This is a genomic window from Pseudaquabacterium pictum (assembly GCF_005403045.1).
Classification (GTDB): Bacteria; Pseudomonadota; Gammaproteobacteria; order Burkholderiales; family Burkholderiaceae_C; genus Pseudaquabacterium; species Pseudaquabacterium pictum.
Genome location: NZ_BJCL01000007.1, coordinates 190196 through 216612 on the forward strand (window position 1 = coordinate 190196; position 26417 = coordinate 216612).

27 protein-coding genes are annotated in these 26417 nt (G+C 71.7%); 17 read left to right on the top strand and 10 right to left on the bottom strand.

Going from position 1 to position 26417, the window contains the following annotated elements; all coding sequences use genetic code 11:
- The first annotated feature begins 1 nt into the window (after position 1).
- Genes FFT10_RS15045 through FFT10_RS15055 form a run of 3 tightly spaced genes read left to right on the top strand, consistent with a single transcriptional unit; the run spans position 2 to position 2020 of the window.
- Positions 2 to 400 carry a dihydroneopterin aldolase gene (locus FFT10_RS15045; RefSeq protein WP_137733665.1) on the top strand — a complete coding sequence of 133 codons (399 nt, stop codon included), beginning with the start codon at positions 2 to 4 and terminating at the stop codon, positions 398 to 400.
- Positions 397 to 1359, top strand: coding sequence for a tRNA 2-thiocytidine(32) synthetase TtcA (ttcA, locus tag FFT10_RS15050; protein ID WP_137733666.1), 963 nt, complete (start codon positions 397 to 399; stop codon positions 1357 to 1359). The genes FFT10_RS15045 and ttcA overlap by 4 nt, the downstream gene beginning before the upstream one ends.
- A 52-nt stretch (positions 1360 to 1411) precedes the next feature.
- On the top strand, positions 1412 to 2020 hold the full coding sequence (locus FFT10_RS15055; protein WP_137733667.1) for a DUF4136 domain-containing protein: 609 nt from the start codon (positions 1412 to 1414) through the stop codon (positions 2018 to 2020).
- A gap of 19 nt (positions 2021 to 2039) precedes the next feature.
- On the opposite strand, the gene FFT10_RS15060 is transcribed toward FFT10_RS15055, so the two are convergent.
- From FFT10_RS15060 to def, 4 genes are all read right to left on the bottom strand, one after another.
- Positions 2040 to 2402: a hypothetical protein gene (locus FFT10_RS15060; protein WP_137733668.1), complete on the bottom strand. Its 363-nt coding sequence runs from the start codon at positions 2400 to 2402 to the stop codon at positions 2040 to 2042.
- Between the two features lie 7 nt (positions 2403 to 2409).
- A complete protein-coding gene (gene htpX / locus FFT10_RS15065) occupies positions 2410 to 3279 on the bottom strand; it encodes a zinc metalloprotease HtpX (protein WP_137733669.1) in 870 nt (289 codons plus the stop codon).
- 65 nt (positions 3280 to 3344) lie between these two features.
- On the bottom strand, positions 3345 to 4292 hold the full coding sequence (gene fmt / locus FFT10_RS15070; protein ID WP_137733670.1) for a methionyl-tRNA formyltransferase: 948 nt from the start codon (positions 4290 to 4292) through the stop codon (positions 3345 to 3347).
- 5 nt (positions 4293 to 4297) lie between these two features.
- Positions 4298 to 4816: a peptide deformylase gene (gene def, locus FFT10_RS15075; protein ID WP_137733671.1), complete on the bottom strand. Its 519-nt coding sequence runs from the start codon at positions 4814 to 4816 to the stop codon at positions 4298 to 4300.
- Positions 4817 to 5085: 269 nt separating this feature from the next.
- On the opposite strand from def, the gene FFT10_RS15080 reads away from it, so the two are divergent.
- From FFT10_RS15080 to FFT10_RS15090, 3 genes are all read left to right on the top strand, one after another.
- Positions 5086 to 6273, top strand: coding sequence for a LysM peptidoglycan-binding domain-containing protein (locus FFT10_RS15080; RefSeq protein WP_137733672.1), 1188 nt, complete (start codon positions 5086 to 5088; stop codon positions 6271 to 6273).
- Between the two features lie 22 nt (positions 6274 to 6295).
- Complete coding sequence (gene dprA, locus FFT10_RS15085; protein WP_137733673.1) at positions 6296 to 7408, top strand: DNA-processing protein DprA; 1113 nt, start codon at positions 6296 to 6298, stop codon at positions 7406 to 7408.
- A 109-nt stretch (positions 7409 to 7517) separates the two neighbouring features.
- Complete coding sequence (locus FFT10_RS15090) at positions 7518 to 7970, top strand: Smg family protein (protein ID WP_137733674.1); 453 nt, start codon at positions 7518 to 7520, stop codon at positions 7968 to 7970.
- Positions 7971 to 7998: 28 nt separating this feature from the next.
- Here FFT10_RS15090 and FFT10_RS15095 read toward each other — a convergent pair whose 3' ends face one another.
- The 5 genes from FFT10_RS15095 to FFT10_RS15115 all read right to left on the bottom strand — a co-directional run bounded on the left by FFT10_RS15095 (position 7999) and on the right by FFT10_RS15115 (position 15071).
- The gene (locus tag FFT10_RS15095) at positions 7999 to 10554 is read right to left on the bottom strand and encodes a DUF1631 family protein (RefSeq protein ID WP_137733675.1); all 2556 of its coding nucleotides are present in this window, start codon (positions 10552 to 10554) and stop codon (positions 7999 to 8001) included.
- A 45-nt stretch (positions 10555 to 10599) separates the two neighbouring features.
- Entirely contained in the window at positions 10600 to 11634 is a 1035-nt protein-coding gene (gene secF, locus FFT10_RS15100) for a protein translocase subunit SecF (RefSeq protein ID WP_137733676.1), read from the bottom strand.
- 19 nt (positions 11635 to 11653) lie between these two features.
- Positions 11654 to 13561 carry a protein translocase subunit SecD gene (gene secD, locus FFT10_RS15105; RefSeq protein ID WP_137733677.1) on the bottom strand — a complete coding sequence of 636 codons (1908 nt, stop codon included), beginning with the start codon at positions 13559 to 13561 and terminating at the stop codon, positions 11654 to 11656.
- Positions 13562 to 13685: 124 nt separating this feature from the next.
- On the bottom strand, positions 13686 to 14027 hold the full coding sequence (gene yajC / locus FFT10_RS15110; protein ID WP_137733678.1) for a preprotein translocase subunit YajC: 342 nt from the start codon (positions 14025 to 14027) through the stop codon (positions 13686 to 13688).
- A gap of 96 nt (positions 14028 to 14123) precedes the next feature.
- On the bottom strand, positions 14124 to 15071 hold the full coding sequence (locus FFT10_RS15115) for a tetratricopeptide repeat protein (RefSeq protein WP_137733679.1): 948 nt from the start codon (positions 15069 to 15071) through the stop codon (positions 14124 to 14126).
- Between the two features lie 184 nt (positions 15072 to 15255).
- Between FFT10_RS15115 and purE the strand changes: the two genes are divergently transcribed.
- From purE to FFT10_RS15150, 7 genes are read left to right on the top strand one after another with little or no spacing between them, the layout of a single operon-like run.
- Positions 15256 to 15738, top strand: a complete 483-nt coding sequence (gene purE / locus FFT10_RS15120; RefSeq protein WP_265575342.1) for a 5-(carboxyamino)imidazole ribonucleotide mutase — start codon at positions 15256 to 15258, stop codon at positions 15736 to 15738.
- Positions 15735 to 16898 (top strand): 5-(carboxyamino)imidazole ribonucleotide synthase, encoded by a 1164-nt coding sequence (locus FFT10_RS15125; RefSeq protein WP_137733680.1) that lies wholly within the window; start codon positions 15735 to 15737, stop codon positions 16896 to 16898. The genes purE and FFT10_RS15125 overlap by 4 nt, the downstream gene beginning before the upstream one ends.
- Positions 16899 to 16919: 21 nt before the next feature.
- The gene (locus FFT10_RS15130) at positions 16920 to 17900 is read left to right on the top strand and encodes an L-threonylcarbamoyladenylate synthase (protein WP_137733681.1); all 981 of its coding nucleotides are present in this window, start codon (positions 16920 to 16922) and stop codon (positions 17898 to 17900) included.
- Positions 17901 to 17936: 36 nt separating this feature from the next.
- Entirely contained in the window at positions 17937 to 18977 is a 1041-nt protein-coding gene (locus tag FFT10_RS15135) for an SGNH/GDSL hydrolase family protein (RefSeq protein ID WP_137733682.1), read from the top strand.
- Positions 18978 to 18999: 22 nt separating this feature from the next.
- Positions 19000 to 19728 carry a tRNA (adenosine(37)-N6)-threonylcarbamoyltransferase complex dimerization subunit type 1 TsaB gene (gene tsaB / locus FFT10_RS15140; protein WP_137733683.1) on the top strand — a complete coding sequence of 243 codons (729 nt, stop codon included), beginning with the start codon at positions 19000 to 19002 and terminating at the stop codon, positions 19726 to 19728.
- A complete protein-coding gene (gene rimI, locus FFT10_RS15145; RefSeq protein ID WP_137733684.1) occupies positions 19725 to 20246 on the top strand; it encodes a ribosomal protein S18-alanine N-acetyltransferase in 522 nt (173 codons plus the stop codon). The genes tsaB and rimI overlap by 4 nt, the downstream gene beginning before the upstream one ends.
- Positions 20233 to 21036, top strand: coding sequence for a uracil-DNA glycosylase (locus FFT10_RS15150; protein ID WP_137733685.1), 804 nt, complete (start codon positions 20233 to 20235; stop codon positions 21034 to 21036). Before rimI ends, FFT10_RS15150 begins: the two co-directional genes overlap by 14 nt.
- Here the strand turns inward: FFT10_RS15150 and glmU are convergent, their stop codons facing one another.
- On the bottom strand, positions 21037 to 22431 hold the full coding sequence (glmU, locus tag FFT10_RS15155; RefSeq protein ID WP_137733686.1) for a bifunctional UDP-N-acetylglucosamine diphosphorylase/glucosamine-1-phosphate N-acetyltransferase GlmU: 1395 nt from the start codon (positions 22429 to 22431) through the stop codon (positions 21037 to 21039).
- Between the two features lie 10 nt (positions 22432 to 22441).
- Here glmU and FFT10_RS15160 point away from each other — a divergent pair, with 10 nt between their 5' ends.
- From FFT10_RS15160 to FFT10_RS15175, 4 genes are all read left to right on the top strand, one after another.
- The gene (locus tag FFT10_RS15160) at positions 22442 to 23305 is read left to right on the top strand and encodes a DUF6279 family lipoprotein (protein ID WP_162520810.1); all 864 of its coding nucleotides are present in this window, start codon (positions 22442 to 22444) and stop codon (positions 23303 to 23305) included.
- Positions 23306 to 23310: 5 nt separating this feature from the next.
- On the top strand, positions 23311 to 25269 hold the full coding sequence (locus tag FFT10_RS28755; protein ID WP_137733688.1) for a GGDEF domain-containing protein: 1959 nt from the start codon (positions 23311 to 23313) through the stop codon (positions 25267 to 25269).
- A gap of 72 nt (positions 25270 to 25341) precedes the next feature.
- Entirely contained in the window at positions 25342 to 26073 is a 732-nt protein-coding gene (locus FFT10_RS15170) for an AzlC family ABC transporter permease (RefSeq protein WP_137733689.1), read from the top strand.
- Entirely contained in the window at positions 26070 to 26399 is a 330-nt protein-coding gene (locus FFT10_RS15175; protein ID WP_137733690.1) for an AzlD domain-containing protein, read from the top strand. Before FFT10_RS15170 ends, FFT10_RS15175 begins: the two co-directional genes overlap by 4 nt.
- The last annotated feature ends 18 nt before the right edge of the window (positions 26400 to 26417 follow it).

The following is a 26417-nucleotide window of genomic DNA, read 5'->3' on the forward strand; positions in this document are numbered from 1 at the left end:
CATGCAAAGCCTGCTCACCAACCCCAGCCTGATGGACTGCCGGCGGCTGTTCCTGCGTGACTACGAGGTCTGGATCAACATCGGCGTGCACGACTTCGAGAAGAAGGGCGAGCAGCGGGTGAAGATCAACGTCGATCTTTACGTGCCGCTCGCACTGTCGACACCGACGGCCGACAAGCTCGATGAGGTGCTGGACTACGACTTCATCCGCCGCACCATCACCGAGCGGGTGAAGCGCGGCCACATCCACCTGCAGGAAACCCTGGCCGACGATGTGCTCAAGCTGATGCTGGCCCACCCCAACGTGCGTGCCGCCCGCGTGGCCACCGAGAAGCCCGACGTCTATCCGGACTGCGATGCCGTGGGCTGCGAGGTGTTCGGCATGAAGGAGGCCGCATGAACGACATCACCGACGTGCAGCACCTGGCTGCCGACGCCAGCGCCGACACCGCGAAGGCCAAGAAGCACGCCTTCGAGATGAACAAGCTCAGCAAGCGCCTGCACCGCCAGGTGGGCCAGGCCATCGTCGACTTCAACATGATCGAGGAAGGCGACCGGGTGATGGTCTGCCTGTCCGGCGGCAAGGACAGCTACGGTCTGCTCGACATCCTGCTGGGCCTGCAGCAGCGTGCGCCGGTCAAGTTCACCCTGGTGGCCGTCAACCTCGACCAGAAGCAGCCGGGCTTCCCGGCGCACATCCTGCCGGCCTACCTGGACCAGCTGGGCATCGAGTTCCACATCGAGAACCAGGACACCTACAGCATCGTCAAGAAGCTGGTGCCCGAGGGCAAGACCATGTGCAGCCTGTGCAGCCGGCTGCGGCGGGGCATCCTGTACCGGGTGGCGGGTGAGCTGGGCGCCACCAAGATCGCACTGGGCCACCACCGCGACGACATCGTGGTGACGATGCTGATGAACATGTTCTTCGGCAGCCGCCTGAAGGGCATGCCGCCCAAGCTGGTCAGCGACGACGGCAGGCACACCGTGATCCGCCCGCTGGCCTATGTGGCCGAGCGTGACCTGGCCACCTGGGCCGAACACCGGCAGTTCCCGATCATTCCGTGCACCCTGTGCGGCAGCCAGGACAACCTGCAGCGGGTGCAGGTCAAGAAGATGATCCACGAGTGGGAGCGCCAGTACCCCGGCCGCATCGACAACATGGCCACCGCGATGGGCAACATCACACTGTCGCACATGATGGACCGGTCACTGTTCCCGTTCACCAGCATCCGCCCCACCGGCACGCCCGATGCGGCGGGCGACAAGGCCTTCGACGCCGACGACGAGGCCTGCGCCGCGCCGGTGCCGGCTGCGCCGCAGCCCATCGTCTGGCAGCGGCCCGGCGAAGCGGCCGATTGAACCTCCGCCCAGGCGCATCGTCCAAGCCTTCCTCCGCACGCAGGAGATCCTGATGACCCCACGCAACTGGCTGCAGGCCGCGGCCGCCGGCGCCGCCCTGGTGGTGCTGGCGGGCTGTGCTTCGATGAACCAGGTCTCGGCCGAGGTGTCCACCTTCGGCAGCTGGCCGGCCGAGCGCAAACCGGGCACCTACGCCTTCGAGCGCCTGCCCTCGCAGCAGGCCCAGGCCGAGTCCATGCAGCGGCTGGAAGACGCCGCCCGCCCGGCGCTGGCCCAGGCCGGCTTCCAGCCGGCACCGGCCGGCAGCCCGCCCGACGTGCTGGTGCAAGTGGGCGCACGCGTCAGCCGCACCGACCGCTCGCCCTGGGACGACCCGCTGTGGTGGCATGGCAGCTTCAGCAACTGGCGGTATGCACCCTGGCGCGGCCCGGTCTGGGGCGCCGGGTTCCGGCTCGATGCGCCGCGCTACGACCGTGAGGTGGCGGTGCTGGTGCGTGACCGTGCCAGCGGCGCGCCGCTGTTCGAGGCCCGGGCCAGCAGCGAGGGCTTCCAGCGCAGCACCGACGGCGCCGCGCTGCAGCCGCTGTTCACCGCCGCGCTGATGGACTTCCCGGCCACCGGCGTGAACCCGCGCCAGGTGGTGGTGCCGGTCGCCCGCTGATCGCCAGGCCCGCCGGCCGTCAGTGCTTCTCGGCCGGCTGGCTGTCGGCCTCGGCCTCGCCGTCCTCGGCCTTCGATGCCGCTGACTTGGGCGGTTTCGGCGGCTTGGGCGGCTCGGGCGGGATGACGGGCACCACCGGCTCGAGCTTGTTCTCGGTCATGTATTCGTTCATCTCGCGCCAGCCGGCGAAGATGGCGGCCTTGTCGGCCTTCTTGTTGAGCGTATAGCAATCCTCGATCGCCCGGCCGGCATGGCGGCAGGCGCCACCGATGGCCTTGCCATCGGCCTCCACCCGGGCCTTGGTGGTGGCCGGGGATTCGATGCCCAGCTGGTCACAGCCGGCCAGGGCCAGGGTGATCAGCAGGAGGAAGGGTCTGCGCATGCGGCCTTTATCGGCCGCCATGCCCTCCGGCTTGAGGCATCACCTGTGCCAGGGCCATCAGGGCAGCCACACGCTCCTCGGTGGGCGGGTGGGTGGAGAACAGGCCACGCAGGCCGCCGGCCGACAGCGGGTTCATGATCATCATCTGCGCCGTCTCGGGGTGGCGCTCGGCCGCCTCCATCGGCAGGCCCTGGGCGAAGCGGTGGATCTTGTCCAGCGCCGAGGCCAGCGCCGCCGGGTCGCCCGAGATCTCCGCGCCGCCGCGGTCGGCCTCGAATTCCCGCGCGCGGCTGATCGCCATCTGGATCAGGCTGGCCGCCAGCGGCGCCAGCAAGGCCACCGCAATGGCAGCAACCGGGTTGCTGCGCTGGCCGCCACGCCCGCCGAACATCGTCGCGAAGTTGGCCAGCATGCCGATGGCGCCGGCCATGGTGGCACTGATGGTGGAAATCAGGATGTCGCGGTGCTTCACATGGGCCAGCTCGTGGGCCATCACGCCGCGCAGCTCACGCGCGCTGAGCACGCGGATGATGCCGGTGGTGGCCGCCACCGCGGCGTTGTCGGGGTTGCGGCCGGTGGCGAAGGCGTTGGGCGCGTCTTCGTCGATCAGGTAGACCTTGGGCATCGGGATGCCGGCGCTGGTGGCCAGCTCGTGCACCATGGCCACGAACTGCGGTGCGGTGCTGTCGTCCACCTCGCGCGCCTTGTACATCTTCAGCACGATCTTGTCGGAGAACCAGTAGCTGAAGAAGTTCATGCCCAGCGCCACCAGCAGCGCCAGCATCATCCCGGACGGACCGCCCAGCATGCGACCCAGCAGCATGAACAGCGCGGTGATCGCCGCCATCAGAATGGCCGTCTTCATCAGGTTGAACATCGCGTCGTCCCTTCATGGGCGGCAGACGCCGCCATCCCCTGCAGATGCGGCCGGCCGTGGCCGCTTCAACCGCCCAGCAGGCGGCCGGCCAGGCCCGGCCGGGCCTGCAGGAAGGCGGCGGCGTCGATGCGCCGCCCCCCGGGGCGCTGCAGTTGCAGCAGATCCAGCGCGCCCTGGCCGCAGGCCACGGTCAGCCGGCCATCGGCGGCGGCCAGCACCTGGCCCGGCACGCCTGCCAGATCAGGCCGCAGCGCGGCACGCCACAGCTTCACCACCTCGCCATCCAGCGCGAAGCTGGCGCCGGGAAACGGATCGAAGGCGCGCACCCGGCGTTCGATCACGGCGGCCGGCTGGGTCCAGTCGATCGCCGCCTCGGCCTTGTCGATCTTGTGGGCGTAGGTGATGCCGTCGGCCGGCTGCGGCGTGCGGCGCAGCATGTCGGGCGCGGCCAGGCCCTGCACCACCAGCCGCCCGCCCAGCGCGGCCAGCCGGTCGTGCAGGCTGGCGGTGGTGTCGTCGGGGCGGATGGCCTCCTCGGCCACCAGCAGCATGTCGCCGGTGTCCAGGCCGGCATCCATCTGCATCAGCGTGATGCCGGTGGTGGCATCGCCCGCCTCGATGGCGCGGTGGATCGGCGCGGCGCCGCGCCAGCGCGGCAGCACCGAGCCGTGGATGTTCAGGCAGCCGCGCGGCGGCCCGTCCAGCACCCATTGCGGCAGGATCAGGCCGTAGGCGGCCACCACCATCACCTCGGCACCGGTCGCCTGCAGCGCGGCGCGGGCGGCGGCGGCGTCATCGGGGTACTTGCCGTCCAGCCGCAGGCTGCGCGGCTGCGCCACGGCGATGCCATGCTGCAGCGCCAGCGCCTTCACCGGCGACGGCAGCAGCTTCAGACCGCGGCCGGCCGGCCGGTCGGGCTGGGTCAGCACCAGCACGGTCTCATGGCCAGCACCGATCAAGGCGGCCAGCGCGGTGGCGGCGAATTCCGGCGTGCCGGCGAAGGTGATGCGCATCGGATTCAGCGCCTGGGGCCCTGCTCGTCCCGCGTCTTCTTGATCATCTTGGTCTTGATGCGGTCGCGCTTCAGCGGGCTCAGGTACTCGACGAACACCTTGCCCAGCAGGTGGTCCAGCTCGTGCTGCACGCAGATGGCGGCCAGGCCGTCCACCGTCATCTCGAAGGGTTCACCGTCACGGCCCAGCGCGCGCACTGTCACCTGGGCATGGCGCTCCACGTCGTCGTAGATGGTGGGCACCGACAGGCAGCCCTCCTCGGCGCGCTTCATCTCGGCACTGCGGGCGGTGATCTCGGGGTTGATCAGCACCACCGGCTGGCTGCGGTCGGACGAGGTGTCCATCACCACCAGGCGGATGTGCTGGTCCACCTGGGTGGCGGCCAGACCCACGCCGTCGGCCTCGTACATCGTGGCCAGCATGTCGTCGGCCAGTCGGCGGATGGTGTCGTCCACGGTGGCCACGGGCTTGGCCACGGTGTGCAGGCGCGGATCGGGGTAACGGAGGATGTTCAGCAAAGCCATGGCAGACAGGTGCGGTGACGCGATCGGACCACCATGCAGATGGGGCGGCCACTGTGGATGTCAAGCAACGCCAGCATGCCGCAGCGGGCCTGTGGCAGCCCGCGTGCGCCCTGCATTTCGTTGCGATATCAAGGGTTTACCGGCAGAATCTGCGAGGTAGCATGAAGATCGCTGGCCTTGTCGGCCGGCCATGCTGCCTGTGCTCCCAGCCCGCTGCCCAACCCCCGGTGGGCCGGATTGTGGCACCGGCCCTTCCGGAGACCGCCCCCATGCCCCAACGCCCCCCGCACCTTGCCCACCCGGCTGCCCGGTCCACCGGCAGCTGGCGGGGTCTGGCCCTGGGGCTGCTGGCCACCTGCGCGGCGGCCGGCGTGGTGGCCCAGGCCAACCTGCCGATCACCCCGGCCCAGCGCGCCACCGCCCAGCAGGTGGCCAGCGCCGGCGTGCCGCTGTCGGCCCTGGCCGACAACGCGCCGGCCTCGCACACCGTGCAGCGCGGCGACACGCTGTGGGCCATCGCCAGCATCTTTCTGAAGACACCCTGGCGCTGGCCCGAGCTGTGGGGCATGAACCTGCAGGAGATCCGCAATCCGCACCTGATCTATCCCGGCCAGGTGCTGGTGCTGGTGAAGGACGGCGACCGCGCCCGCCTGGTGCTGGGCGGCCAGGCCGATGGTCAGGCGCCGACCAACACCGTCAAGCTGTCGCCCCGGGTGCGCAGCGAGCTGCTGGAGAACGGCGCCATCGCGTCGATCCCGCTGCAGCTGATCGGCCCGTTCCTGAACGAGGCGGTGGTGCTCAGCCAGGACGAACTGGCCGCCGCGCCACGCATCGTCGCCACCCAGGAAGGCCGGGTGATGGTCTCCCGCGGCGAGCTGGCCTATGTGCGCGGCGACCTGGGCGGTGCCCGCAACTTCACCCTGTTCCGCCAGAGCAAGCCGCTGCGCGATCCGCTGACCAACGAGCTGCTGGGCCACGAGGCCGGCTACATCGGCACGGCCGACTTCGTGCGCGCCGACGGCAAGGCACCGGTCAGCGGCCTGCCGGTACCGGCCACCTTCGTGATGACCAGCACCCGCCAGGAGGCCGGCGTGGGCGACCGGCTGGCGCCGGTGCCGCCACGCGACTACTCGGCCTATGTGCCGCATCCGCCGGCCAAGCCGGTGGACGGCCGCGTGGTGTCGGTCTACGGCGAGGCGCTGACCGCCGGCCAGAACCAGATCGTGGCCATCAACCGCGGCCTGCGCGATGGCATCGAGCGCGGCCATGTGCTGGCGCTGTGGCGTGCCGGCGTGGCCGCCACCGACCGCACCGGCGCCAAGCCCCAGCCGATCCAGCTGCCCGACGAGCGCAGCGGCCTGCTGTTCGTCTTCCGGGTGTTCGACCGGGTGTCCTACGGCCTGATCGTCTCGGCCCTCGACCCGATCCGCGCCGGCGACCGCATCAGCGAACCCTGAAGATCATGGCCCCCGCAGGCCTGTGACCGATCCGCAAGAACTCGGCGCCTGGCTGCACCTGCTGCACAGCCCGGGCGTGGGCCGCACCACCGCGCGGCGGCTGCTGGCGCGCTTCCTGTCGCCGCAGGCAGCCATCGCCGCACCGGTGGAGGCGCTGCGCGACTGCGTTGACGCCCCCACGGCCCTGACCCTGGCCACGCCGCCCGATGGCCATGCCGAGCGCCTGGCCGCCACGCTGGCCTGGCAGGCGGCAGCACCCGGCCGCCGGGTGCTGGTGCTGGGCGACGCCGACTACCCGGCACCCTTGCTGCACAGTGCCGATCCGCCGCTGCTGCTGTACCTGCAAGGCGATGCAAGCCTGCTGACCTCGCCCTGCCTGGCGATGGTGGGCAGCCGCCAACCCAGCGCCCAGGGCCGCGATAACGCGCGGCGCTTCGCCGAAGTGCTGGCCGGCCAGGGCTGGACCATCGTCTCCGGCCTGGCCGCCGGCGTCGACGGCGCCGCCCATGCAGGCGCGCTGGCCGCTGGCGGCCGCACCATCGCCGTGGTCGGCACCGGCATCGACCGCGTCTACCCGCCCAGCCACCGCGCGCTGGCCCACCGCATCGCCGAGACCGGCCTGCTGGTCAGCGAGTACGCGCTGGGCACGCCGCCGCTGGCCGCCAATTTCCCGCCGCGCAACCGCATCATCGCGGGGCTGTCCCGCGGCACCCTGGTGGTCGAGGCCGCCCTGCGCTCGGGCTCGCTGATCACCGCCCGGCTGGCCTCGGAAGCCGGGCGCGAGGTGCTGGCCATCCCGGGCTCGATCCTGGCGCCGCAGTCGGCCGGCTGCCACGCGCTGATCCGCCAGGGCGCGGCCCTGGTCGATTCGCCCGAGCAGGTGGCCGAGGAACTGGGGCCGCTGCAGCCCGTGGCACTGCCGGTGCGGCAGGCCGCGCCACCCGCTGCCGACCCGGCCGGCGAGACCGATCCGGTGCTCGCCGCCCTGGGCCACGACCCGCAATCGCTGGACACCCTGATCGACCGCTGCGGCTGGCCGGCCCACACCCTGTCGGCGCACCTGCTGACGCTGGAACTGGACGGTCGCGTCGCCCGTCTGCCGGGCGGCTTGTACCAGCGCCGGCAGGGGGCTTGAGGCCCGCACCAGAAGTGTGCGCCCGCTCGCTTTCACCCAGCGAACGGGGCCACGGCAGGCGTTGCAAATCGCCGGTTTTCGGCCCGGACCCCTGGGGTATAGTGGTCCGATGTTCGAAGTGTTGGTCTATCTCTACGAGAACTACTGGCGCCCCGATGCCTGTCCGGACCACGACCAGTTGACGCGCAAGCTCTCGGCGGTCGGCTTCGAAACCGACGAGATCCAGGAGGCGCTGGTGTGGCTGGATGGCCTGGCCGAGAACGCCCAGGCCTATGCCGCCGACCAGTCGTCCGACAGCCTGCGGGTGTATTCCACCGCCGAGATCGACCGCCTGGGCGAAGACTCCATCGGCTTCGTCAGCTTCCTCGAATCCGCCGGCGTGCTGCCGCCCGCCATGCGCGAGATGGTCATCGACCGTGCCACCGCCGTCGGCGAATGCCCGCTGGCGCTGGAAGACCTGAAGGTCATCGTGCTGATGGTCTTCTGGAGCCTGGGCGAGGAACCCGACGCGCTGATCCTCGACGAGCTGTTCGTCGCACCGGAAGAGCGCTTGATCCACTAGCCGCTGCACTGGCGGCCAGGCCAGCGCGTCAGTTCATCAGTTTCGACGGGTCGGCATCGAGCTTGGCCAGCGCATTGCGCGTGGCCTTCACCGTCAGCGCTTCTTCCTGGGCCGGCAGCAACAGTCCGGCCTGCAGGAAGGCGGCCAGCCGCTGCTGCTGGAACAGCACGCAGCGCCCGCCCGGCGTGACGAACAGCGACAGCTGCCGGCGCATGCCGTGCCAGGCCAGCTGCACCGTCTCGTGCCGGCCGCGGTATTCCAGCGTGTACCAGCTGCCCACCAGCAACTCGCGCGACCAGGCGATCATCGCCGCGGTGGGCAGGCTGCCGCCGTCGGCCACCACCTCCAGCTCGCTGCTCTCGTGGCCCGACAGGTCGAGCACCAGGCTCTCGTCGATCTCGATGTCCTCGCTGCCGGGCAACAGTTCCTCGATCGACTCCAGCCGCTCCATCAGGTCCTGCAGGCGGTCGTTCGGGATCACCGCGGCCTTGGCGGTGAAGGCCGCGGCCAGCGCGTTGTTCAGCGCGTTGATGCGTTCTTCCTGCTTCTCGGCCGCCATGTTGGCCGAGGCCATGCCCTCGCGCAGGCGCTTGAGCAGCGGCGGCAACCGGCGGATGACCTCGGCGCGCTCCTCGCGGGTGACCTTGGCGCTGGCCGACCAGATCAGGTCGGCGGCAGCGCGCTTCATGGTCTTGGTCTCGGCGCTCTGGCCGCCGTAGCGCACCGCGCTGGTGGCCAGCACGTCGGCCCAGACCTGGAACAGGAACTGGCGCACGCCCTCCTGCACCGGCACCTCATTGAGCATGCGGCGCAGCTCGATGGTGTACTGGATGGCCAGCGTCTCGCGCTGCTCCACCTGCTGGGCCAGCGACACGCCGCGGCGCGAGGCCTCGTTCTCGTTCTTGAAGTAGTGCTCCAGGAATTTCTCGAACTCGGTGAGCACGGTCTGGAACACCCGCCGGCCGGTGTCGGGATAGGCCTCGACCACCTGCACCACCCGCTTGATCTCCTTCTCCAGCGCGTCGCCCACGTTGCGGCTGGCCGAATCCAGGCCCATCACGCAGGCGCCCATGCGGTCGATCAGCCGGCGCGCCGGGTGGTCGAGGTTGGCGAAGAAATCCGGCTCGCTGACGGCCACCCGCAGCACCGGCATCTGCAGCCGGGCGAACCACACCCGCATGGCCGCAGGAATGCGGTCTTCGGTGAGGATGCTCTGGAACATCATCGCCACGATCTCGATCGTGGCGCGCTCGGCCGGCGTGCTGGCGGCCTGCTTCAGCGCCTGCTTGCCCTGCTGCAGTTCCTCCAGCAGCATCGGGCCGGTCATCACCGTGGCGGCATGGGCCTGGCCTTGGACCTGGGTGGCGCCGGCCTGCGGCGGCGTCAGCCGGCGGCGCAGGTGCTGCTGGGCATTGTTGATGGCCAGCGACAGCGCCTCGGTCACCGGCCGGGCCTGGGCGGTGTCGGCAAAGCCCGGCAGGTGGCGGCCGACCAACCGGTTCAGCCGGCCCAGCACCGCCTCGGCATGGTCGCTGCCGCGCGCCAGCGGTGCGGCGCGGGTCATCATGCGGGTTTCCTCGCCGACCGTGGCCGCGGCACGGGCGCTGCCTGGCTGCGCCCCGCGCACCGGTGGCGCCGCGGTGCGGCCGGGCAGACCCCGGCCGATGGCGCTGTGGCCGGTCTGGGTGTGGCCGGTCTGGGTGTGGCCGACACCGGGATAGGCGCCCGTGCCCGGATAGGCCCCTGTGCCGTACGGCGATGCCGGCGCCATGCCGGCGCTCGACGATGGGCCGAAGCCTGCGGGCCCGCTGTCGTCGGGCAGGCCGCGGCTGTCGGCAGGGTGGCGCCCGGCCGGCGGCCGCCCGGGCGCGGCCGGCCCGCGCAGCGGCGCCTGGCCGGTGTGGCCGGCCAGACCGGCATGGCTGTCGACGGTGCGGCGGATGTAGGGCCGCAGGTCGACATCGGCCATCACCCGGTGCTCCACCAGCCAGCGGTTGGTCTCGTGGTAGGCCTCCTCGGCCAGGCCGGAAAACTCGTCATGCAGCAGGGGCTGGGCCTCGCGCCAGTCGGCGGCGCCCAGGCCGGCGCTGCGCCAGGCATCCAGCACCACGCGGGCCAGGATGTGGGCGCGCAGCATGTCGTGGGTGTCGAGCTCGCCGCGCCGCTCCAGCATGGCCATGCGCGAGCGCAGGTCGGTGAACTCCCAGCCGGCGCGGTCCATGATGGCCAGCGCCAGGCGCGAGGTGAGGATCTCGCGCTCGATGACATCGTTCTCGACCAGCGACAGCCCGCCGGCCACGCCCAGCGCCGGCAGATCGCCCGGCTGCGAGGCGGTGACGCCATGCTGCAGCACATGGCGCAGGCCGTGCGACATGGCGCCGTGCCAGGCGCCCGAGAGCTTGATCAGCGCCTGGACCAGATCCCGCCGGCGCTGGCCGGTGGCGTATTCGGCCGGCTTGTCCAGCAGTTCGCGCGCGCCGTTGCCCACCCGTGCCACCAGGGCCGGCAGGCCCTTGAGCAGCATGTCGACGTACCGTCGCCTGGCCTGGCTGGCAATCTGGGCGGGGTCTGCGGCGGTTGCCATGGAGAAGGGGGCGGAAGGTGCTGCGGGCTCTGTCCGACCCCGTTTCTACACCACGGCGCCGGCGTTCGGATCGTTGGGGTCGTGTTCCTTGCCCGAGGCCTTGACCAGATCCTCGCGCTTGACGCCCAGCCACATCGCGATGGCTGCGGCCACGAACACCGACGAGTAGATCCCAAAAAGAATCCCGATGGTGAGCGCCACCGCAAAGTAATGCAGCGTGGGGCCGCCGAACAACAGCATCGACACGACCATCATCAGCGTCGAGCCGTGGGTGATGATGGTGCGGCTCATGGTGCTGGTGATGGCGTGGTCGATCGTCTGCGGCGTGGTCAGCTTGCGGTACTTCCGGAAGGCCTCGCGCACCCGGTCGAAGATCACCACCGACTCGTTCACCGAGTAGCCCAGCACGGCCAGCACCGCCGCCAGCACCGCCAGCGAGAACTCCCACTGGAAGAAGGCGAAGAAGCCCAGGATGATGACCACGTCGTGCAAGTTGGCGATGATGCCGGCCACGCCAAACTTCCATTCGAAGCGGAAGGCCAGGTAGACGACGATGCCGATGACGACGAAGGCCAGTGCCTTCAGGCCGTCGCCGACCAGTTCGTCCCCCACGGCGGGGCCGACGAACTCGGTGCGCGACAGCTTCACCGGCTCGGCGCCGCCGGCCTTCGCGCAACTGGGACGGCTGACCTGCTCGCCCTGGGGCGTGGTGTAGGCCTTGGTCTCGACCGTGCCGCCCTCGGCGGCGCAGAGCTTGTCGAAGACGGCACCGGCGACTTCGCTCTGCTTCATGTTGCCGCGCACCGGCAAGCGCACCAGCACATCGCGCGAGGTGCCGAAGTTCTGCACCTGCACCTCACCGAAGCCCATGGCCTCGACGGTGTGGCGGGTCTTCTCCAGATCGGCAGCCTGGGCGTATTCCACTTCCAGCACCGTGCCGCCGGTGAACTCGATGGACAGGTGCAGCCCGCGGGTGACGAGGAAGAACACCGCCAGCGCGAAGGTGACGAACGAGATGATGTTGAGCACCAGCGCATACCGCATGAACGGGATGTCGCGGCGAATGCGAAAGAATTCCATGGTGTGCTCCCTGCCCTGCTCAGGCCTTGGCGGCCGGCTCGTCGTCGATCACCGCAGGCGGCTTGCTGCCATCGGGCCGCCAGACCTGGCCGATGGACACGCTCTTCAGGCGCTTCTTGCCGCCGTACCAGAGGTTGACCAGGCCGCGCGAGAACATCACCGCCGAGAACATGGACGTCAGGATGCCCAGGCAGTGCACCACGGCAAAGCCCTTGACGAAGCCCGAGCCGAAGGTCAGCAGCGCCAGGCCGGCGATCAGCGTGGTGATGTTGCTGTCCAGGATGGTGGCGAAGGCCTTCTCGTAGCCGGTGTTGATGGCCGCCTGGGGGCTGGCGCCGTTGCGCAGCTCCTCGCGCACCCGCTCGTTGATCAGGACGTTGGCGTCGATGGCCATGCCCAGCGTCAGCGCGATGGCCGCCATGCCGGGCAGCGTCAGCGTGGCCTGCAGCATCGACAGCACCGCCACCAGCAGCAGCAGGTTGAAGGCCAGCGCAATGGTGCTGAACACGCCGAACAGCAGGTAGTAGACGCACATGAACACCGCGATGGCGGCGAAACCGTAGCCCACGCTGGCGAAGCCCTTGGCGATGTTCTCGGCGCCCAGCGTCGGGCCGATGGTGCGTTCCTCGATGATCTCCATCGGCGCGGCCAGGCTGCCGGCGCGCAGCAGCAGCGCGGTGTCGGCGGCCTCGGTGGTGGTCATGCGGCCGCTGATCTGCACCCGGCCGCCGCCGATCTCCGAGCGGATCACGGGCGCGGTGACCACCTCGCCCTTGCCCTTCTCGAACAGGATGATGGCCATGCGCTTGTTGATGTTCTCCCGCGTCACGTCGCGGAAGATGCGCGCGCCCTTGGCGTCCAGCGTGAGGTGCACCGCCGGCTCACCGGCGTTGTCACCCGAGAAGCCGGGCTGGGCGTCGGTGAGGTTCTCGCCGGTCAGGATGACCTGGCGGAAGACGATGATCGGCGCGCCATCCTTCTCCAGGTAGCGCTCGCTGCCGAAGGGCACCGGCCCGCCGCCGCTCAGCGCGGCCAGCGCTTCGGTGCTGGTGTTGACCAGGCGCACCTCCAGCGTGGCGGTGCGGCCGATGATGTCCTTGGCCTTGGCGGTGTCCTGCACGCCGGGCAGCTGCACCACCACCCGGTCGGCGCCCTGCTGCTGGATCACCGGCTCGGCCACGCCGAGCTCGTTCACCCGGTTGTGCAGCGTGGTGATGTTCTGCTTGACCGCGGCGTCCTGCACCGCCTGGGCGGCGGCGGGCTTCAGCGCGCCGGTGAGGCGGAATTCGGCACCGTCCGGCGTGTCGGTCCACTGCAGGTCGGGCAGCTGCTCGGTCAGCAGGGTGCGCGCCTGGTTCATCACGGTGGCATCGCGGAAGCGCAGCACCACCTGGTTGCCGTCGCGGGTGATGCCGGCGTGGCGGATGTTCTTGTCGCGCAGCAGGGTGCGGATGTCGCCGGTGACGGACTCGGCCTTCTTCGTCAGCGCGGCCTTCATGTCGACCTGCATCAGGAAGTGCACGCCGCCGCGCAGGTCCAGGCCCAGGTACATCGGCAGCGCGTGCAGGCTGGTCAGCCAGTGCGGCGAGCGGCTCAGCAGGTTCAGCGCGACGATGTACGACGGGTTGGCCGCATCCGGGTTCAGCGCCTTGGTGATCGCGTCCTTGGCCTTGATCTGCTCGTCGGTGCTGCGGAAGCGCGCCTTGACCGAGTTGCCCTCGAACTGCACGAAGTCGGGCTTCAGGCCGGCCGTGGTGAGCACCTGCTCGATGCGCGGCACCAGGCCGGCATCCAGCTTCAGCGTGGCCTTGCCGCTGGAGACCTGCACCGCCGGCGCTTCGCCATAGAAATTGGGCAGCGTGTAGACCAGGCCGACCAGCAGCGCGATGCCGAGGATCAGGTATTTCCACCAGGGGTAGCGGTTCATCGTGGGTTCCTCGGCCTGGCAGCGGGATGGGGCGGTGCGCCGGGCGGGTCAACGGCCGGCAGCGGCCGGCGCAAAGGCTGGGGGTGGGGCGCGGGCGGCGTCCGGCGGCGCGCCCGCTGGCCATTCACTTGCCGAAGGTGCCCTTGGGCAGCACCTGCACCACGGCCGAGCGCTGCACCTGCAATTCCACGCCGTTGGCCACTTCGACGTTCAGCATGCTCTCGCCGAGCTTGGCGACACGGCCGATCAGGCCGCCGGCCACCACCACCTCGTCACCCTTGGCCAGGGCATCGATCATGGCCTTGTGCTCCTTCTGGCGCTTCATCTGCGGCCGGATCATGATGAAGTACAGCACCACGAACATCAGCACCAGCGGCAGCAGCTGGCCGAGCGAGCCGAACATCGATTCGGCGCCACCAGGGGCGGCGGCCGGGGCGGTCTGGGCGTAAGCGGTTGAAATGAACACGTCGGAGATCCTTGAAATGGGCGCGCAGCCGACCAGCGGCCAAACCGCGCATTGTAGGTGGGGGGCAACCCGGCGGCAGCCGGGCCACCGTGGCGGTCAGAACAGCGCCATGCTGAGCTTGCGCCGGTACTGGTCGACGACCGGGTCGCCGGGTGCGACCGCGGCATGGCCGGTGAGTTCCAACGCGCCCTTGGCCTTCTCGGCGCCGGCGGCGGCCTTGGGCACCGGCTTGCTCATCAGCTCCAGGATGCCGACGTAGGTCTTGCGCGCCAGTTCGCCGTTCCAGGCCTTGTCGCGCATCACGATCTCCAGCAGCGCATCCATCGCGTCGGTGAAGCGGCCGGTGGCCATCAGCCCCTGGGCCAGCTCGTAGCGGGCGTCGAAGTCGCGGCGGTTGGCGGCGATGGCGGCTTCCAGCGCCTGCGGGCTGCGGGCGGTGGGCGCCTTCTCGCAGGCGTTGATCCACAGGCCCAGCGCGGCGATGCGGCCGTCGAGCATGGCCTTGCTGGCCACCGGCTCCCAGGCGGCGCGGGCCTGCGGGATGCGGCCGGTCTCGATCAGCAGCTTCACATACTCGCAGCGGGCGGCGTCGTTGGCCGGGTCCACCGCCACCGCCTGCTGCAGCTTGGCCACGGCGGCGTCCAGGTCGCCCTCGGCCTCCAGTGCCTCGGCCTCGGCGGTCTCCTCCTCGGCTTCCAGTGCTTCGGGGCTGGGCACATGGCGGTCGAGGAACTCGCGGATCTGGGCCTCGGGAATGGCGCCGACGAAGCCGTCCACCGGCTGGCCGTCCTTGAACAGCACGCAGAACGGGATCGAGCGCACGCCGAAGGCCTGGCTCAGCTGGCCGGCGATCTCGGGCTGGTCGTCGCTGTTGAGCTTGGCCAGCTTGAAGCGGCCGGCGTAGGCCACCTCCACCTTCTCGAGCAGCGGGCCCAGGGTGCGGCAGGGGCCGCACCAGGGGGCCCAGATGTCGAGCAGCACCGGCTGCTGCATCGAGGCCTGGATCAGCTCGGCTTCGAAGTTCTGGATCGTGATGTCACTCATGGCGGCGCCCGGAAGGGGTGGTGGGAAGCAAGCGGCTCCAGATCAGGGCGGCCGCCTACAATTCAATGTTTGCACCTGCCGGCGCGTCTGCGCCGTCTGTCTAGGAACCCAGGCCGTGGACCCCAGCCCCGACAACCGCCCGCTCGGCGATCCCCACAACCAGACCACGCCAGCCCTTGGCAGCATCCGGGTCGGCGTGCTGATGGGGTCGTCCAGCGACTGGCAAACCATGCGGCAGGCGGCGGAGATTCTCGCCGAGTTTGGCGTCGCCCATGAATGCCGTGTCGTCTCGGCCCACCGCATGCCCGACGCGATGTTCGCCTACGCCGAAGCCGCGGCGGCCCGCGGCCTGGTGGCCATCATCGCCGGCGCCGGTGGCGCGGCCCACCTGCCGGGCATGCTGGCGGCCAAGACCACCGTGCCGGTGCTGGGCGTGCCGGTGCAATCGAAGGCGCTGTCGGGCGTCGATTCACTGCACTCGATCGTGCAGATGCCCAAGGGCATCCCGGTGGCCACCTTCGCCATCGGCGCGGCCGGCGCGGCCAATGCGGCGCTGTTCGCGGTGGCCATGCTGGCCACCGGCAACCCGGCGCTGCGGGCGAAGCTGGAGGCCTTCCGCGCCCGGCAGACCGCTGCCGCCGAGGCCATGACGGCGGAGCTGACATGACACCGCGTTCCATCCTCCCCGGCGCCACCCTCGGCGTGATGGGCGGCGGCCAGCTGGGCCGCATGTTCGTGCAGGCGGCCCAGTCCATGGGTTACTTCACCGCGGTGCTCGACCCCGATGTCACGTCGCCCGCCGGCCTGGTGGCGCACTACCACATCGAGGCCGACTACCTCGACGAACAAGGCCTGGCGCAGCTGATGCAGCGCAGCGCCGCCATCACCACCGAATTCGAGAACGTGCCCGCCGGCGCGCTGGTCACGCTGGGCGCGCACCGGCCGGTGGCGCCCACCGCCGACGCGGTGGCCGTCTGCCAGGACCGCGCCTCGGAGAAGGCGCAGTTCCGCCGCAGCGGCATCCCCTGCGCGCCGCATGCGCTGATCGACACGCCCGAACGCCTGGCCGCCGTGTCCGACAGCCTGCTGCCCGGCATCCTGAAGACCGCCCGCCTCGGCTACGACGGCAAGGGCCAGGCGGTGGTGGCCGACCGCGCCGCGCTGGCCGCCGCCTGGGACGCGCTGGGCCAGGTGCCCTGCGTGCTGGAGCAGAAGCTGCCGCTGGCGCTGGAGCTCAGCGTGGTGGTGGCCCGCAATGCCCATGGCGACGTGGTGCAGTTGCCGGTGCAGCAGAACCTGCACCGCAGCGGCATCCTGGCCGTCACCCAGGTGCCATCGCCGGATGCCAGCCCGGCGCTGCAGGCCCAGGCCGCCGCGGCTGCCGCCCAGCTGGCCACCGACCTGCAGTACCTGGGCGTGCTGTGCGTCGAGTTCTTCGTCACCACCGATGGCCGCCTGGTGGCCAACGAGATGGCGCCGCGCCCACACAACTCGGGCCACTGGTCGATCGACGGCGCCGATGTCAGCCAGTTCGACCTGCAGGTGCGCACCCTGTGCGGCCTGCCGCTGGTGGCGCCGCGCCAGCACTCGGCCGCGGTGATGCTGAACCTGCTGGGCGACCTGTGGTTCGGCACCGACGGCGCCGAGCGCAGCCCGCCCTGGCCGGCGGTGCTGGCCCTGCCCGGCACCCACCTGCACCTGTACGGCAAGACCAGCGCCCGCCCGGGCCGCAAGATGGGCCACCTGACGGTGACCGCCGCCACGCCCGAGGCCGCCCGCGCCACCGCGCTGCAGGCCGCCGCGCTGCTGGGCCTGCCGGCGTTCTGATGCCGGCGTCGACCATCCACCATGCCTATCCTGGCCGGTGACGACCCGGCGGCGCTGGCCGCCGCCGCGCAGTGCCTGGCTGCCGGTGGTCTGGTCGGCCTGCCCACCGAGACGGTCTATGGCCTGGCCGCCCGCGCTGACGACGATGCGGCCGTGGCCGGCATCTTCACCGCCAAGGGCCGGCCGGCCGACCATCCGCTGATCGTGCATGTGGCCGATCTGGTGCAGGCTGCCGCCTTCACCGACGCGCTGCCGCCCGCTGCGCAGCGCCTGGCCGCGGCCTTCTGGCCCGGCCCGGTGACGGTGATCGTGCCGCGCCGCCCCGGCGTGGCCGCGGCGGCGGCCGGCGGCCAGTCCAGCATCGGCCTGCGCTGCCCGTCGCACCCGGTGGCCCAGGCGCTGCTGCGGCAGGCCGCGGCGCTGGGCGTGCCAGGCGTGGCCGCGCCCAGCGCCAACCGCTTCGGCCGCGTCAGCCCCACCAGCGCGGCCCATGTGGCCGGCGAATTCGGCCCCGGCCTGCTGGTGCTGGACGGCGGCGACTGCCCGGTGGGCATCGAATCGGCCATCGTCGATTGCAGCCGCGGACATCCGGTGCTGCTGCGCCCGGGCCTGCTGACCCGTGCCGCACTGCGGGCCGCACTGGGCGAGCCGCTGCACGACGCCGACGCCGGCGCCCCGCGGGCGCCGGGCACGCTGGCCGCGCACTACGCGCCGCGGGCGCGGCTGCGGCTGTGGCCGCCGGCCGACCTGGCCGCCGCGCTTGACAAACCGGCAACGTGGCCGCCGGGCCTGGCGGTATATTCGCGGCGGCCGGTGGCTGCCCCGGGCCGGTGCCTGTGGCGGCCGTGGCCCGACGACCCGGCGGCCGCGGCGCATGACCTGTTTGCAGCGCTGCGCCAGCTGGACGACGACGGCGCCACCGAGATCTGGGTGGAGCAGCCACCCGACACCCCGGCGTGGGAAGGCGTGCTGGACCGCCTGCGCCGTGCCGCCAGCGCCTGATCCGCCACACCCTCTTGCCTTGCTGATGGACTGTCGATGACCCTTCTCCGTACTTTGCGCCGCCAAGGCGTCCGCGTGCTGGCGCCCCTGGTGGCCGCCGCAGCCCTGCTGTCGGCCTGTGGCGGCGGCACGTCCCAGGTGGAGGCCTTCAAGCCGGCCCGCCTGCTGGTGCTGGGCGACGAGGCCAGCATGCTGGTCGACGACGGCAATGCCGACGGCTTCAAGTACGGCATCAACGACCGCCGCGGCACAGCCGCCGGCAAGTGCCTGCTGGTGCCGACGGTGGCGCAGTTTGTGGCCATCCAGTACAACATGGTCTTCGCTGCCTGCAACCCGACGCCGACCAGCGGCCCCAACGCCGGCATCAAGCCCGATCCCAAGGCCTTCATCCACGCCCGGCTGAACGCCCAGGTCGATGACGCCACCACCGGACTGAAGGCGCAGATCGACGGCATCGCCAACGTCGGCAGCAGCGACATGGTGCTGGTGATGATCGGCGCCAACGACATGATCGACCTGTACGCGCAGAAGAAGGCCGGCACGCTGACTGCCGCGCAGGCGGAGGCCGAGGCCACCCGCCGCGGCAGCGTGGCGGCAGCGCAGATCAACCGCATCCTGCGCACCGGCGCCCGGGCGCTGGTGATCACCATCCCCGACATGGGCACGAGCCCGTACGCCCTCACCGCCGACAAGACCGACGCCGGCGCCGCCAAGCTGATGTCGACCCTGTCCACCGAGTACAACGCCGCGCTGCGCCTGGGCATCGATTCCACCGACTTCGACGGCCGCAACTACGGCCTGGTGCTGGCCGACGATGTGGTGGCGGCGATGGCGCGCTTCCCGGGATCGTTCCTCAGCAGCCCTTCCAATGTGGCGGACGCCGCCTGCAACAGCGCCACCCCCGACACCTGCGTGCTGACCGACAGCAAGGACACCACCACCCTGGTCGACGGCGCGAAGAACGCCACCGCGCCGACCAATGCCTACCTGTGGGCCACCGACCGCCACCTGGGCCCGGTGGCCCTGACGCAGATCGCCAACCAGGCCATCTCGCGCGCCATCAACAACCCGTTCTGACCGGGCGGCGGCGCCCTTCCGCATGTCCACGCCCATCCTGCTGGCCCTGGACACGGCCACCGACCGGCTCGCCGCCGGCCTGCTGGCGCCCGGCGTGCGCGTGGCAGTCAACGAGGCCGGCGGCGCCCTGGCCTCGGCCAGGCTGATCCCGCTGCTGATGGGCCTGCTGCAAGAGGCCGGCCTCGCCATGCCCCAGGTGCAGGCCGTGGCCTTCGGCCAGGGGCCGGGCGCCTTCACCGGGCTGCGCACCGCCTGCGCGGTGGCGCAGGGCCTGGCCTTCGCCCACGGCACGCCGGTGCTGCCCGTCGACAGCCTGCTGATCGTGGCCGACGACGCCCGGCTGCAAGCCGACCCGGCCGACCGCGACGGCCCCTGGTGGGTGGCGATGGACGCCCGCATGGACGAGGTCTACGCCGCCGCCTACCAGCACGGCCCCGCCGGCTGGACACCGCTGGTGCCGCCGCAGCTCTACACCCTGGGCGCGCTGGCCGATGCCTGGCAGGCCGCACCGCCACAGCGGGTGGCCGGCAGCGCGGTCACGGCCTTCGCCGACCGCCTGCCCTGGGGCAGCGCACGGCAGTGGCCGCACACGCAGGACCGCGCTGCCGCCCTGCTGCGCCTGACCGAGGCGGCCTGGGCAGCCGGCGCCAGCGTGGCCGCCGAAGCCGCCTTGCCGCTGTACCTGCGCGACAAGGTGGCCCAGACCACGGCCGAGCGCCTGGCCGTGCGCGCCGCCGGAGCCGGCGCATGACCACGGCACCGGCCCGCCATGCCACGCCGGCCGCCTGGCACCGCCGCATGGCCAGCAGCGACCTGGACGAGGTGCTGGCGCTGGAGGTGGCGGCCTACAGCTTCCCGTGGTCGCGCGGCAACTTCATCGATTCACTGGCCGCCGGCTACCTGGCCTGGGTGCGGCATGACGAGCAGCAGCAGCTGCTGGCCTACTGCATCGCCCAGCCCGGTTACCAGGAGACGCACCTGCTGAACCTGACGGTGGCGCCGGCGCTGCAGCGCCGCGGCCATGGCCGCGCCCTGCTGCTGGACCTGGCCGACTGGGCCCGCCAGCGTGGCGATGCCGCGCTGTGGCTGGAAGTGCGCCAGAGCAACACGGCTGGCCGCGCGCTGTATGCGGCCAGCGGCTTTGTCGAGGTAGGGCTGCGCCGCGGCTACTACCCCGATGTGCACCAGCGGCGCGAAGACGCCGTGGTCATGCGCCTGGCCCTGCGGCCCGGCGCCGAAGCCACCATCGCCGGCCATGCGCTGGACTGAGCGCCAGCAGACCCTGCTGCAGGCCATGGGCCTGCGGCTGTGGCTGCCACCCGGTGCCGCTGCCGAGCTGCCGGCGGCGCCGGCCATGGACAGCCCGCCGCGTGCCATGGCGGCGGCCGAGGCGCCTGCCGCGGTGCCCGCACCGGCGCCAGCCGTCGCAGCGGCCGTCCAGCGCGTGCCGGCCGTGCCCGCCATGGCCACCGCCGCCGACCACCTGGACTGGCCGGCCCTGCGCGAGGCGGTGGCCGGCTGCCGCGCCTGCGGCCTGTGCGAGACCCGCCGGCAGACGGTGTTCGGCACCGGCCATCCGCAAGCCCACTGCATGGTGGTGGGCGAGGCCCCTGGCGAGCAGGAGGACATGCAGGGCGAGCCCTTCGTCGGCGCCGCCGGCCAGCTGCTCGACCGCATGCTGGCGGCACTGGGCCTGGGCCGCGGCGAGGCCGCACCGGCGCAGCAGGTGTTCATCGCCAACACCCTGAAGTGCCGGCCGCCGCGCAACCGCAATCCGTCGCCGGAGGAACTGGCCGCCTGCCGGCCCTTCCTGATGCGGCAGGTGGCACTGGTGCAGCCGCGGGTGATCCTGGCGATGGGCCGCTTCGCGGTGCAGTCGCTGCTGGACAGCGACGCGCCCATCGGCCGGCTGCGCGGCACGGTGCACCGCTGGCAGGGCGTGCCGCTGGTCGTCACCTACCACCCGGCCTACCTGCTGCGCCAGCCGGCCGACAAGGCCAAGGCCTGGGACGACCTCTGCCTGGCCGCCGAGCTGCTGGCCCGGCCGCCGCAGGCCTGATCAGCTGTTCCTGCCCGGCTTGACCGGCCGCGTCCAGCCAGGGATCGACACCTGCTTGCCGCGGGCCACCGTCAGCTGGCCGGCCGGCGTGCTCTTGCTGATGGTGCTGCCGCCGCCCACCGTGCCGCCCTCGCCGATGGTGACCGGCGCGATCAGCACGCAGTTGCTGCCGATGTGCACGTCGTCGCCGATCACCGTGCGGTGCTTGTAGGCGCCGTCGTAGTTGGCGGTGATGCTGCCGGCGCCGTAGTTGACCCGCTCGCCCACGGTGGCGTCGCCCAGGTAGGCCAGGTGGTTGGCCTTGGCGCCCTTGGCCAGGCTGCTGTTCTTCACCTCGACGAAGTTGCCGATGTGCACCTCGTCGCCCAGGTCGGCGCCGGGGCGCAGCCGCGCATAAGGGCCGATCAGCGCGCCGGCGCCCACCTTGGCGCCCTCGATGTGGCTGAACGGGTGGATGACCGTGCCGTTGCCGATCACGGCGTCGCGCAGCACGCAGTGCGCGCCGATGCGCACATCGTCGCCCAGTGTGACCGTGCCCTCGAAGACGCAGCCCACGTCGATCTCGACATCCTGGCCGGCGCCGAGCGTGCCGCGCAGGTCGAAGCGGGCCGGGTCGGCCAGGCGCACACCGGCCTCCAGCAGGGCATCGGCCTGGCGGCGCTGGAAGCGGCGCTCCAGGTCGGCCAGCTGCAGCGGGCTGTTGACGCCCAGCACCTCAGTCTCGTCCGCGGCCATGCTGGCCACCACCGGCACGCCCTCGGCCACGGCCATGGCGACGATGTCGGTCAGGTAGAACTCGCGCTGGGCGTTGTCGTCGGTCAGCGCCATCACCCAGCGGCGCAGCAGCGCGGTGGGCGCGGCCATCATGCCGGTGTAGACCTCGCGGATCTGGCGCTGCGCCGGCGTGGCGTCCTTGTGCTCGACGATGCCCAGCACGGCGCCGTCGGCAGCACCCTCGGCGCGCACGATGCGGCCATAGCCGGTGGCATCGGGCAGCACGATGGTCAGCAGCGCCAGCGCCTGGCCGCCGCAGGCATCGACCAGGGCCTGCGCGGTGGTGGCGGCGATCAGCGGCACGTCGCCGTTGAGGATCAGCGTGGTGCTGCCCGCCTCGGTCACCTCGGCCAGGCGCGGCACCACCTGCTGCACCGCGTGGCCGGTGCCGCGCTGCGGCATCTGGCGCACCGGCTGCGCGCCGCTGCCGGCAATGGCAGACTCCACAGCGTCGGCGCCATGGCCGGTGATGACCCAGCAGCGGTGCGTGGGCAGCGCGGCGGTGGTGGCCAGCACATGGTCCAGCAGGGGTCGGCCGGCGAGCCGGTGCAGCACCTTCGGGTGGCGGCTCTTCATGCGGGTGCCTTTGCCCGCGGCCATGATGACGATGTCCAATGCCATGAAGGTGCCCGTGTCGAACCGTTGGAAGGCCTGGATTATCGTGCTGCTGCTGCCGCTGCTGGGCGGCTGCAGCGCCGTGCGCCTGAGCTACGGCCAGGGCCCGCTGCTGGCCTACTGGTGGCTCGACAGCCAGGTCGCCTTCACTGCCGAGCAGGCGCCGCAGGTGCGCAGCGCGCTGGTCGACTGGTTCACCTGGCACCGCAGCACCCAGCTGCCCGACTATGCCCAGGCCCTGGGCGAGCTGGCCGCCGCGGCCGCCGGCCCGGTCAGCCCCGGCCAGGTGTGCCAGCAGATCGAGGCCTGGCAGCGCCGCGCCGAGCGCGCGGTCGACCGTGCCGTGCCAGCCGCCGCCGAGCAGGTGCGCAGCATGACGCTGGAGCAGATCCAGCACATCGAACGCCGCCAGGCCGACCGCCAGAAGGAGCTGGTGGCCGACCATCAGCAGGCCGACCTGGCCGAACGCCAGAAAGCCGCGCTGGCGCGCAGCGTGGATCGCTTCGAGTCGATCTACGGCAGCCTCGACGACGCGCAGCGCCAGCTGCTGGCTGCCGCGCTGGCGACGAGCCCCTTCGACGCCGAGCGCTGGCTGACCGAGCGCCGCCTGCGCACCGCCGAGGTGCTGCGCAGCCTGCGGCAATGGCAGGCCGAGCAGGCCGACAGCGCCACGGTGCAGGCCGGGCTACGGCGGCTGGCCGCCGAGACGCTGCGCTCGCCGCGGGCCGACTACCGGGCCTACAGCCAGCGCCTGCTGACAGCGAACTGCAACCTCGTCGCCCAGCTGCACAACAGCACCAGCGCGGCCCAGCGCCAGCGCGCTGCGGCCAAGCTGCAGGGCTGGCAGGCCGATCTGCGGGCCCTGGCCGACAGCCGCTGAGCCGCATGCAGATGCCCGGCGCCAGCCCTCCACCAGCCCACGGCGCCGCACGCCGCGGCCGGCGTGCCGACTGGGCGCCGCATGCACCCCTGCTGCTGGCGGTGGCGCTGCTGCTGGTGCTGCTGGCCTCGGTGTCGATCTGGCAGGAGCGGGTGCGCCAGCGCGAGCGGGCGGTGGCCAGCACCCAGAACCTGGCGCGGCTGCTGGAGGCCCAGGTGGCCGATGTGCTGACCAAGACCGACGTGCTGCTGCAGGCTGCCGCCCTGCAGTGGCGCGAGCTGGCGCCCTACGAGGGCCCGGCGGCGATGACCGGCGCCCTGCACAGCCTGGCCGCGGCTGTGCCCGGGCTGCAGAACCTGCGCGTGGCCGATGCCGCGGGGAACTGGCGCCTGCGCGTGTCCAGTTCCGGCCCGCCGGTGGCCGTCACCGAGGTGCTGACGCCCACGCCGCTGGACGGCAGCGACGCCGAGGCCCTGGCCCGGGCCCGGGCCGACGGCTCCGGGGGGCTGCAGGTCAGCGGCCCGCTGCGCCGCGGTGCCGACCAGCCCTGGGTGCTGGTGCTGGGCCGGCCCATCCCCGGCACCGGCCGGCAGCCGGCGGGCTGGGTCAGCGTCGACCTGCCGGTGACCCGCTTCGACGCGCTGTTCTCGGCGATCGACCTGGGCGAACAAGGCGCGGCCACCATCCGCACCGAGCGCCTGGCCCTGGTCTACCGGCGGCCCTGGCCCCGCGAGGGCATGGGCGCGGCGGTGGGCACCAGCGGCGTCTCGCAGGAGCTGCGCGAGGCGCTGGCCGCCAACCCGCAGGCCGGCGAATACGAGGCGCCCACCGCGCTGGACGGCCGCGCCCGCATCAACACCTACCGCCAGGTGCAGGGCTTCCCGCTGCTGCTGCTGGTGGGCCTGCCGGAAGATGAATTCCCCAACGGCTGGAACACGGTGGATGCGGCCATCATCACCCTGGCCGGGGCCACCCTGGTGCTGGCCATGATGGCCACCAGCGCCCTGGTGCGGGTGCAGCGGCGGGCGCTGGACGATGTGCAGCGCCAGCTGGCGGCCATCGTGGCCTCGTCGCAGGACGCCATCGTCAGCGAGACGCATGAAGGCGTGGTGACCAGCTGGAACCGCGGCGCCGAGCAGATGTTCGGCTACACCGCCGCCGAGATGATCGGCCACAGCCTGCTGCGCCTGGTGCCGCCCGACCGCCGCGAAGAGACCGCCGAGCTGCTGACCCGGGTGGCGCGCGGCGAGCCGGTGGCGCACTTCGAGACCGAGCGTCTGCACCGCGACGGCCACCGCATCAGCATCTCGATGTCGATCTCGCCGGTGGTCGACCAGCAGGGCCGGGTGCTGGGCCGCGCCCGCATCGCCCGCGACATCACCGCCCAGAAGGCGCTTGCCGAGGAGGTGCGGCAGCTGGCCTTCCTGGACCCGCTGACCCGCCTGCCCAACCGCCGCCTGCTGATGGACCGGCTGCTGCACGCCCAGCAGACCAGCCGGCGCCTGGGCACCCATGGCGCGGTGCTGTTCCTCGATCTCGACGGCTTCAAGCAGCTGAACGACCGCCTGGGCCACGAGGCCGGCGACCAGTGGCTGGTGCTGGTGGCCCAGCGCCTGCGCGAGGCGGTGCGCGAGACCGACACCGTGGCCCGCCTGGGTGGCGACGAGTTCGTGGTGGTGTGCGAGAACCTCGGGGCCGATGCCACCCAGGCCAATGGACATGTGGCCCTGCTGAGCGACAAGATCGGCACCCTGCTGGCCCAGCCCGCGGTACTGGCCGGGCAGGTGTGGCAGGGCCGCTGCAGCATCGGGCCGCGGCTGTTCCTCGGCACCGATGAACCACCCGAGCGGCTGCTGGCCGACGCCGACCAGGCGATGTACCGGCAGAAGCAGCAGCGCCGCGCGGCTGCAGCGCCGCAGCAGCTGGCCATGGCCGAGGACGACAGCGAGTACGGCGACCTGTAGCCGGCCTGCGCCCACAGCGCTGCACACGCCGGCTGCAGCGGTGCCCGTCGGGGGCCGGGGACAATCCCGGCCATGAACAGCCTGCGCGACCGTGCGCGCACCCTGGTGCGCCACCCCGAATTTGCCCGTGGCGCCCGTGAGATGGTGGGCGTGGCGCTGGGCATCGGCGCCTGGGGCCTGGTCACCGGGATGGCCATGGTCAAGGGCGGACTGGAACCCTGGGCGGCGGTGCTGATGTCGGTGACGGTGTTTGCCGGCACCGCCCAGCTGGCGGTGGCGCCGCTGATGGCCAGCGGCGCGCCCATCTGGGTGGTGTGGGCCACCGCGCTGTGCCTGAACCTGCGCTTCGTCATCTTCAGCACCCAGTGGCGGCCCTACCTGCGCCACACGCCGCTCAAGCGCCGGGCGCTGATGAGCTACTTCACCGCCGACCTGAACTACGTGCTGTTCATGCGCCGCTTCCCCGAACCGAAGCCCGCACCGGAGCAGATCCCGTACTTCTGGGGCGGCGTGCTGGTCAATGCGGGCAGCTGGCATGTGATGTCGCTGCTGGGCATCACGCTGGGCCACCACATCCCGCCGGAGTGGGGCCTGGGCTTCGCCGGCACGGTGGCGCTGCTGGCGATGACGTATTCGATGCTGGCCGACCGCGCCACCTGGCTGCCCGCCCTGGTGGCGGGCGCCGCCGCCGTGGCCGCCTATGCCCTGCCCTTGAAGCTGAACATGCTGGTGGCGATTGCCGCCGCAGTGGCGGTGGGCACGATCATCGACCACGCGCGGCCGGCACCGGGGGCCGCCAAGTGAGCACCTGGGAGACCGTGCTGACCATCGCCGGCCTGGTGCTGATCACCATCGCCACGCGGGGCTTCTTCATCCTGCCCGAGCGGGAGCTGCCGATGCCCGAGTGGCTACGCGAGGGCCTGCGCTACGCCCCCATCGGCGCCCTGGTGGCGGTGATCGCGCCCGAGCTGGTGATGAGCCAGGGCCGGCTGATCGGCACCTGGATGGACGCACGCCTGTTCGGCGCCGCCGCCGCCACGGCCTGGTTCGTCTGGCGGCGCGACATGCTGGGCACCATCCTCGTGGGCACCGGCGTGATGCTGATCTTCCGCATGGGCCTGGGCTGGTGATCTGCCAAACTGCCGGGC

What these genes read in the sequence shown, in the direction of transcription:
- FFT10_RS15135 (WP_137733682.1), top strand. Translation starts at nt 17,937, where the DNA reads ATGACCCTTCTCCGTACTTTGCGCCGCCAAGGCGTCCGCGTGCTGGCG.
- FFT10_RS15080 (WP_137733672.1), top strand. Translation starts at nt 5,086, where the DNA reads ATGCCCCAACGCCCCCCGCACCTTGCCCACCCGGCTGCCCGGTCCACC.
- FFT10_RS15055 (WP_137733667.1), top strand. Translation starts at nt 1,412, where the DNA reads ATGACCCCACGCAACTGGCTGCAGGCCGCGGCCGCCGGCGCCGCCCTG.
- FFT10_RS15130 (WP_137733681.1), top strand. Translation starts at nt 16,920, where the DNA reads ATGCCTATCCTGGCCGGTGACGACCCGGCGGCGCTGGCCGCCGCCGCG.
- FFT10_RS15170 (WP_137733689.1), top strand. Translation starts at nt 25,342, where the DNA reads ATGAACAGCCTGCGCGACCGTGCGCGCACCCTGGTGCGCCACCCCGAA.
- tsaB (WP_137733683.1), top strand. Translation starts at nt 19,000, where the DNA reads ATGTCCACGCCCATCCTGCTGGCCCTGGACACGGCCACCGACCGGCTC.
- fmt (WP_137733670.1), bottom strand. Translation starts at nt 4,292, where the DNA reads ATGCGCATCACCTTCGCCGGCACGCCGGAATTCGCCGCCACCGCGCTG.
- ttcA (WP_137733666.1), top strand. Translation starts at nt 397, where the DNA reads ATGAACGACATCACCGACGTGCAGCACCTGGCTGCCGACGCCAGCGCC.
- rimI (WP_137733684.1), top strand. Translation starts at nt 19,725, where the DNA reads ATGACCACGGCACCGGCCCGCCATGCCACGCCGGCCGCCTGGCACCGC.
- htpX (WP_137733669.1), bottom strand. Translation starts at nt 3,279, where the DNA reads ATGTTCAACCTGATGAAGACGGCCATTCTGATGGCGGCGATCACCGCG.
- def (WP_137733671.1), bottom strand. Translation starts at nt 4,816, where the DNA reads ATGGCTTTGCTGAACATCCTCCGTTACCCCGATCCGCGCCTGCACACC.
- FFT10_RS15150 (WP_137733685.1), top strand. Translation starts at nt 20,233, where the DNA reads ATGCGCTGGACTGAGCGCCAGCAGACCCTGCTGCAGGCCATGGGCCTG.
- FFT10_RS28755 (WP_137733688.1), top strand. Translation starts at nt 23,311, where the DNA reads ATGCAGATGCCCGGCGCCAGCCCTCCACCAGCCCACGGCGCCGCACGC.
- FFT10_RS15045 (WP_137733665.1), top strand. Translation starts at nt 2, where the DNA reads ATGCAAAGCCTGCTCACCAACCCCAGCCTGATGGACTGCCGGCGGCTG.
- FFT10_RS15060 (WP_137733668.1), bottom strand. Translation starts at nt 2,402, where the DNA reads ATGCGCAGACCCTTCCTCCTGCTGATCACCCTGGCCCTGGCCGGCTGT.
- secD (WP_137733677.1), bottom strand. Translation starts at nt 13,561, where the DNA reads ATGAACCGCTACCCCTGGTGGAAATACCTGATCCTCGGCATCGCGCTG.
- FFT10_RS15125 (WP_137733680.1), top strand. Translation starts at nt 15,735, where the DNA reads ATGACACCGCGTTCCATCCTCCCCGGCGCCACCCTCGGCGTGATGGGC.
- FFT10_RS15090 (WP_137733674.1), top strand. Translation starts at nt 7,518, where the DNA reads ATGTTCGAAGTGTTGGTCTATCTCTACGAGAACTACTGGCGCCCCGAT.
- FFT10_RS15095 (WP_137733675.1), bottom strand. Translation starts at nt 10,554, where the DNA reads ATGGCAACCGCCGCAGACCCCGCCCAGATTGCCAGCCAGGCCAGGCGA.
- secF (WP_137733676.1), bottom strand. Translation starts at nt 11,634, where the DNA reads ATGGAATTCTTTCGCATTCGCCGCGACATCCCGTTCATGCGGTATGCG.
- FFT10_RS15115 (WP_137733679.1), bottom strand. Translation starts at nt 15,071, where the DNA reads ATGAGTGACATCACGATCCAGAACTTCGAAGCCGAGCTGATCCAGGCC.
- glmU (WP_137733686.1), bottom strand. Translation starts at nt 22,431, where the DNA reads ATGGCATTGGACATCGTCATCATGGCCGCGGGCAAAGGCACCCGCATG.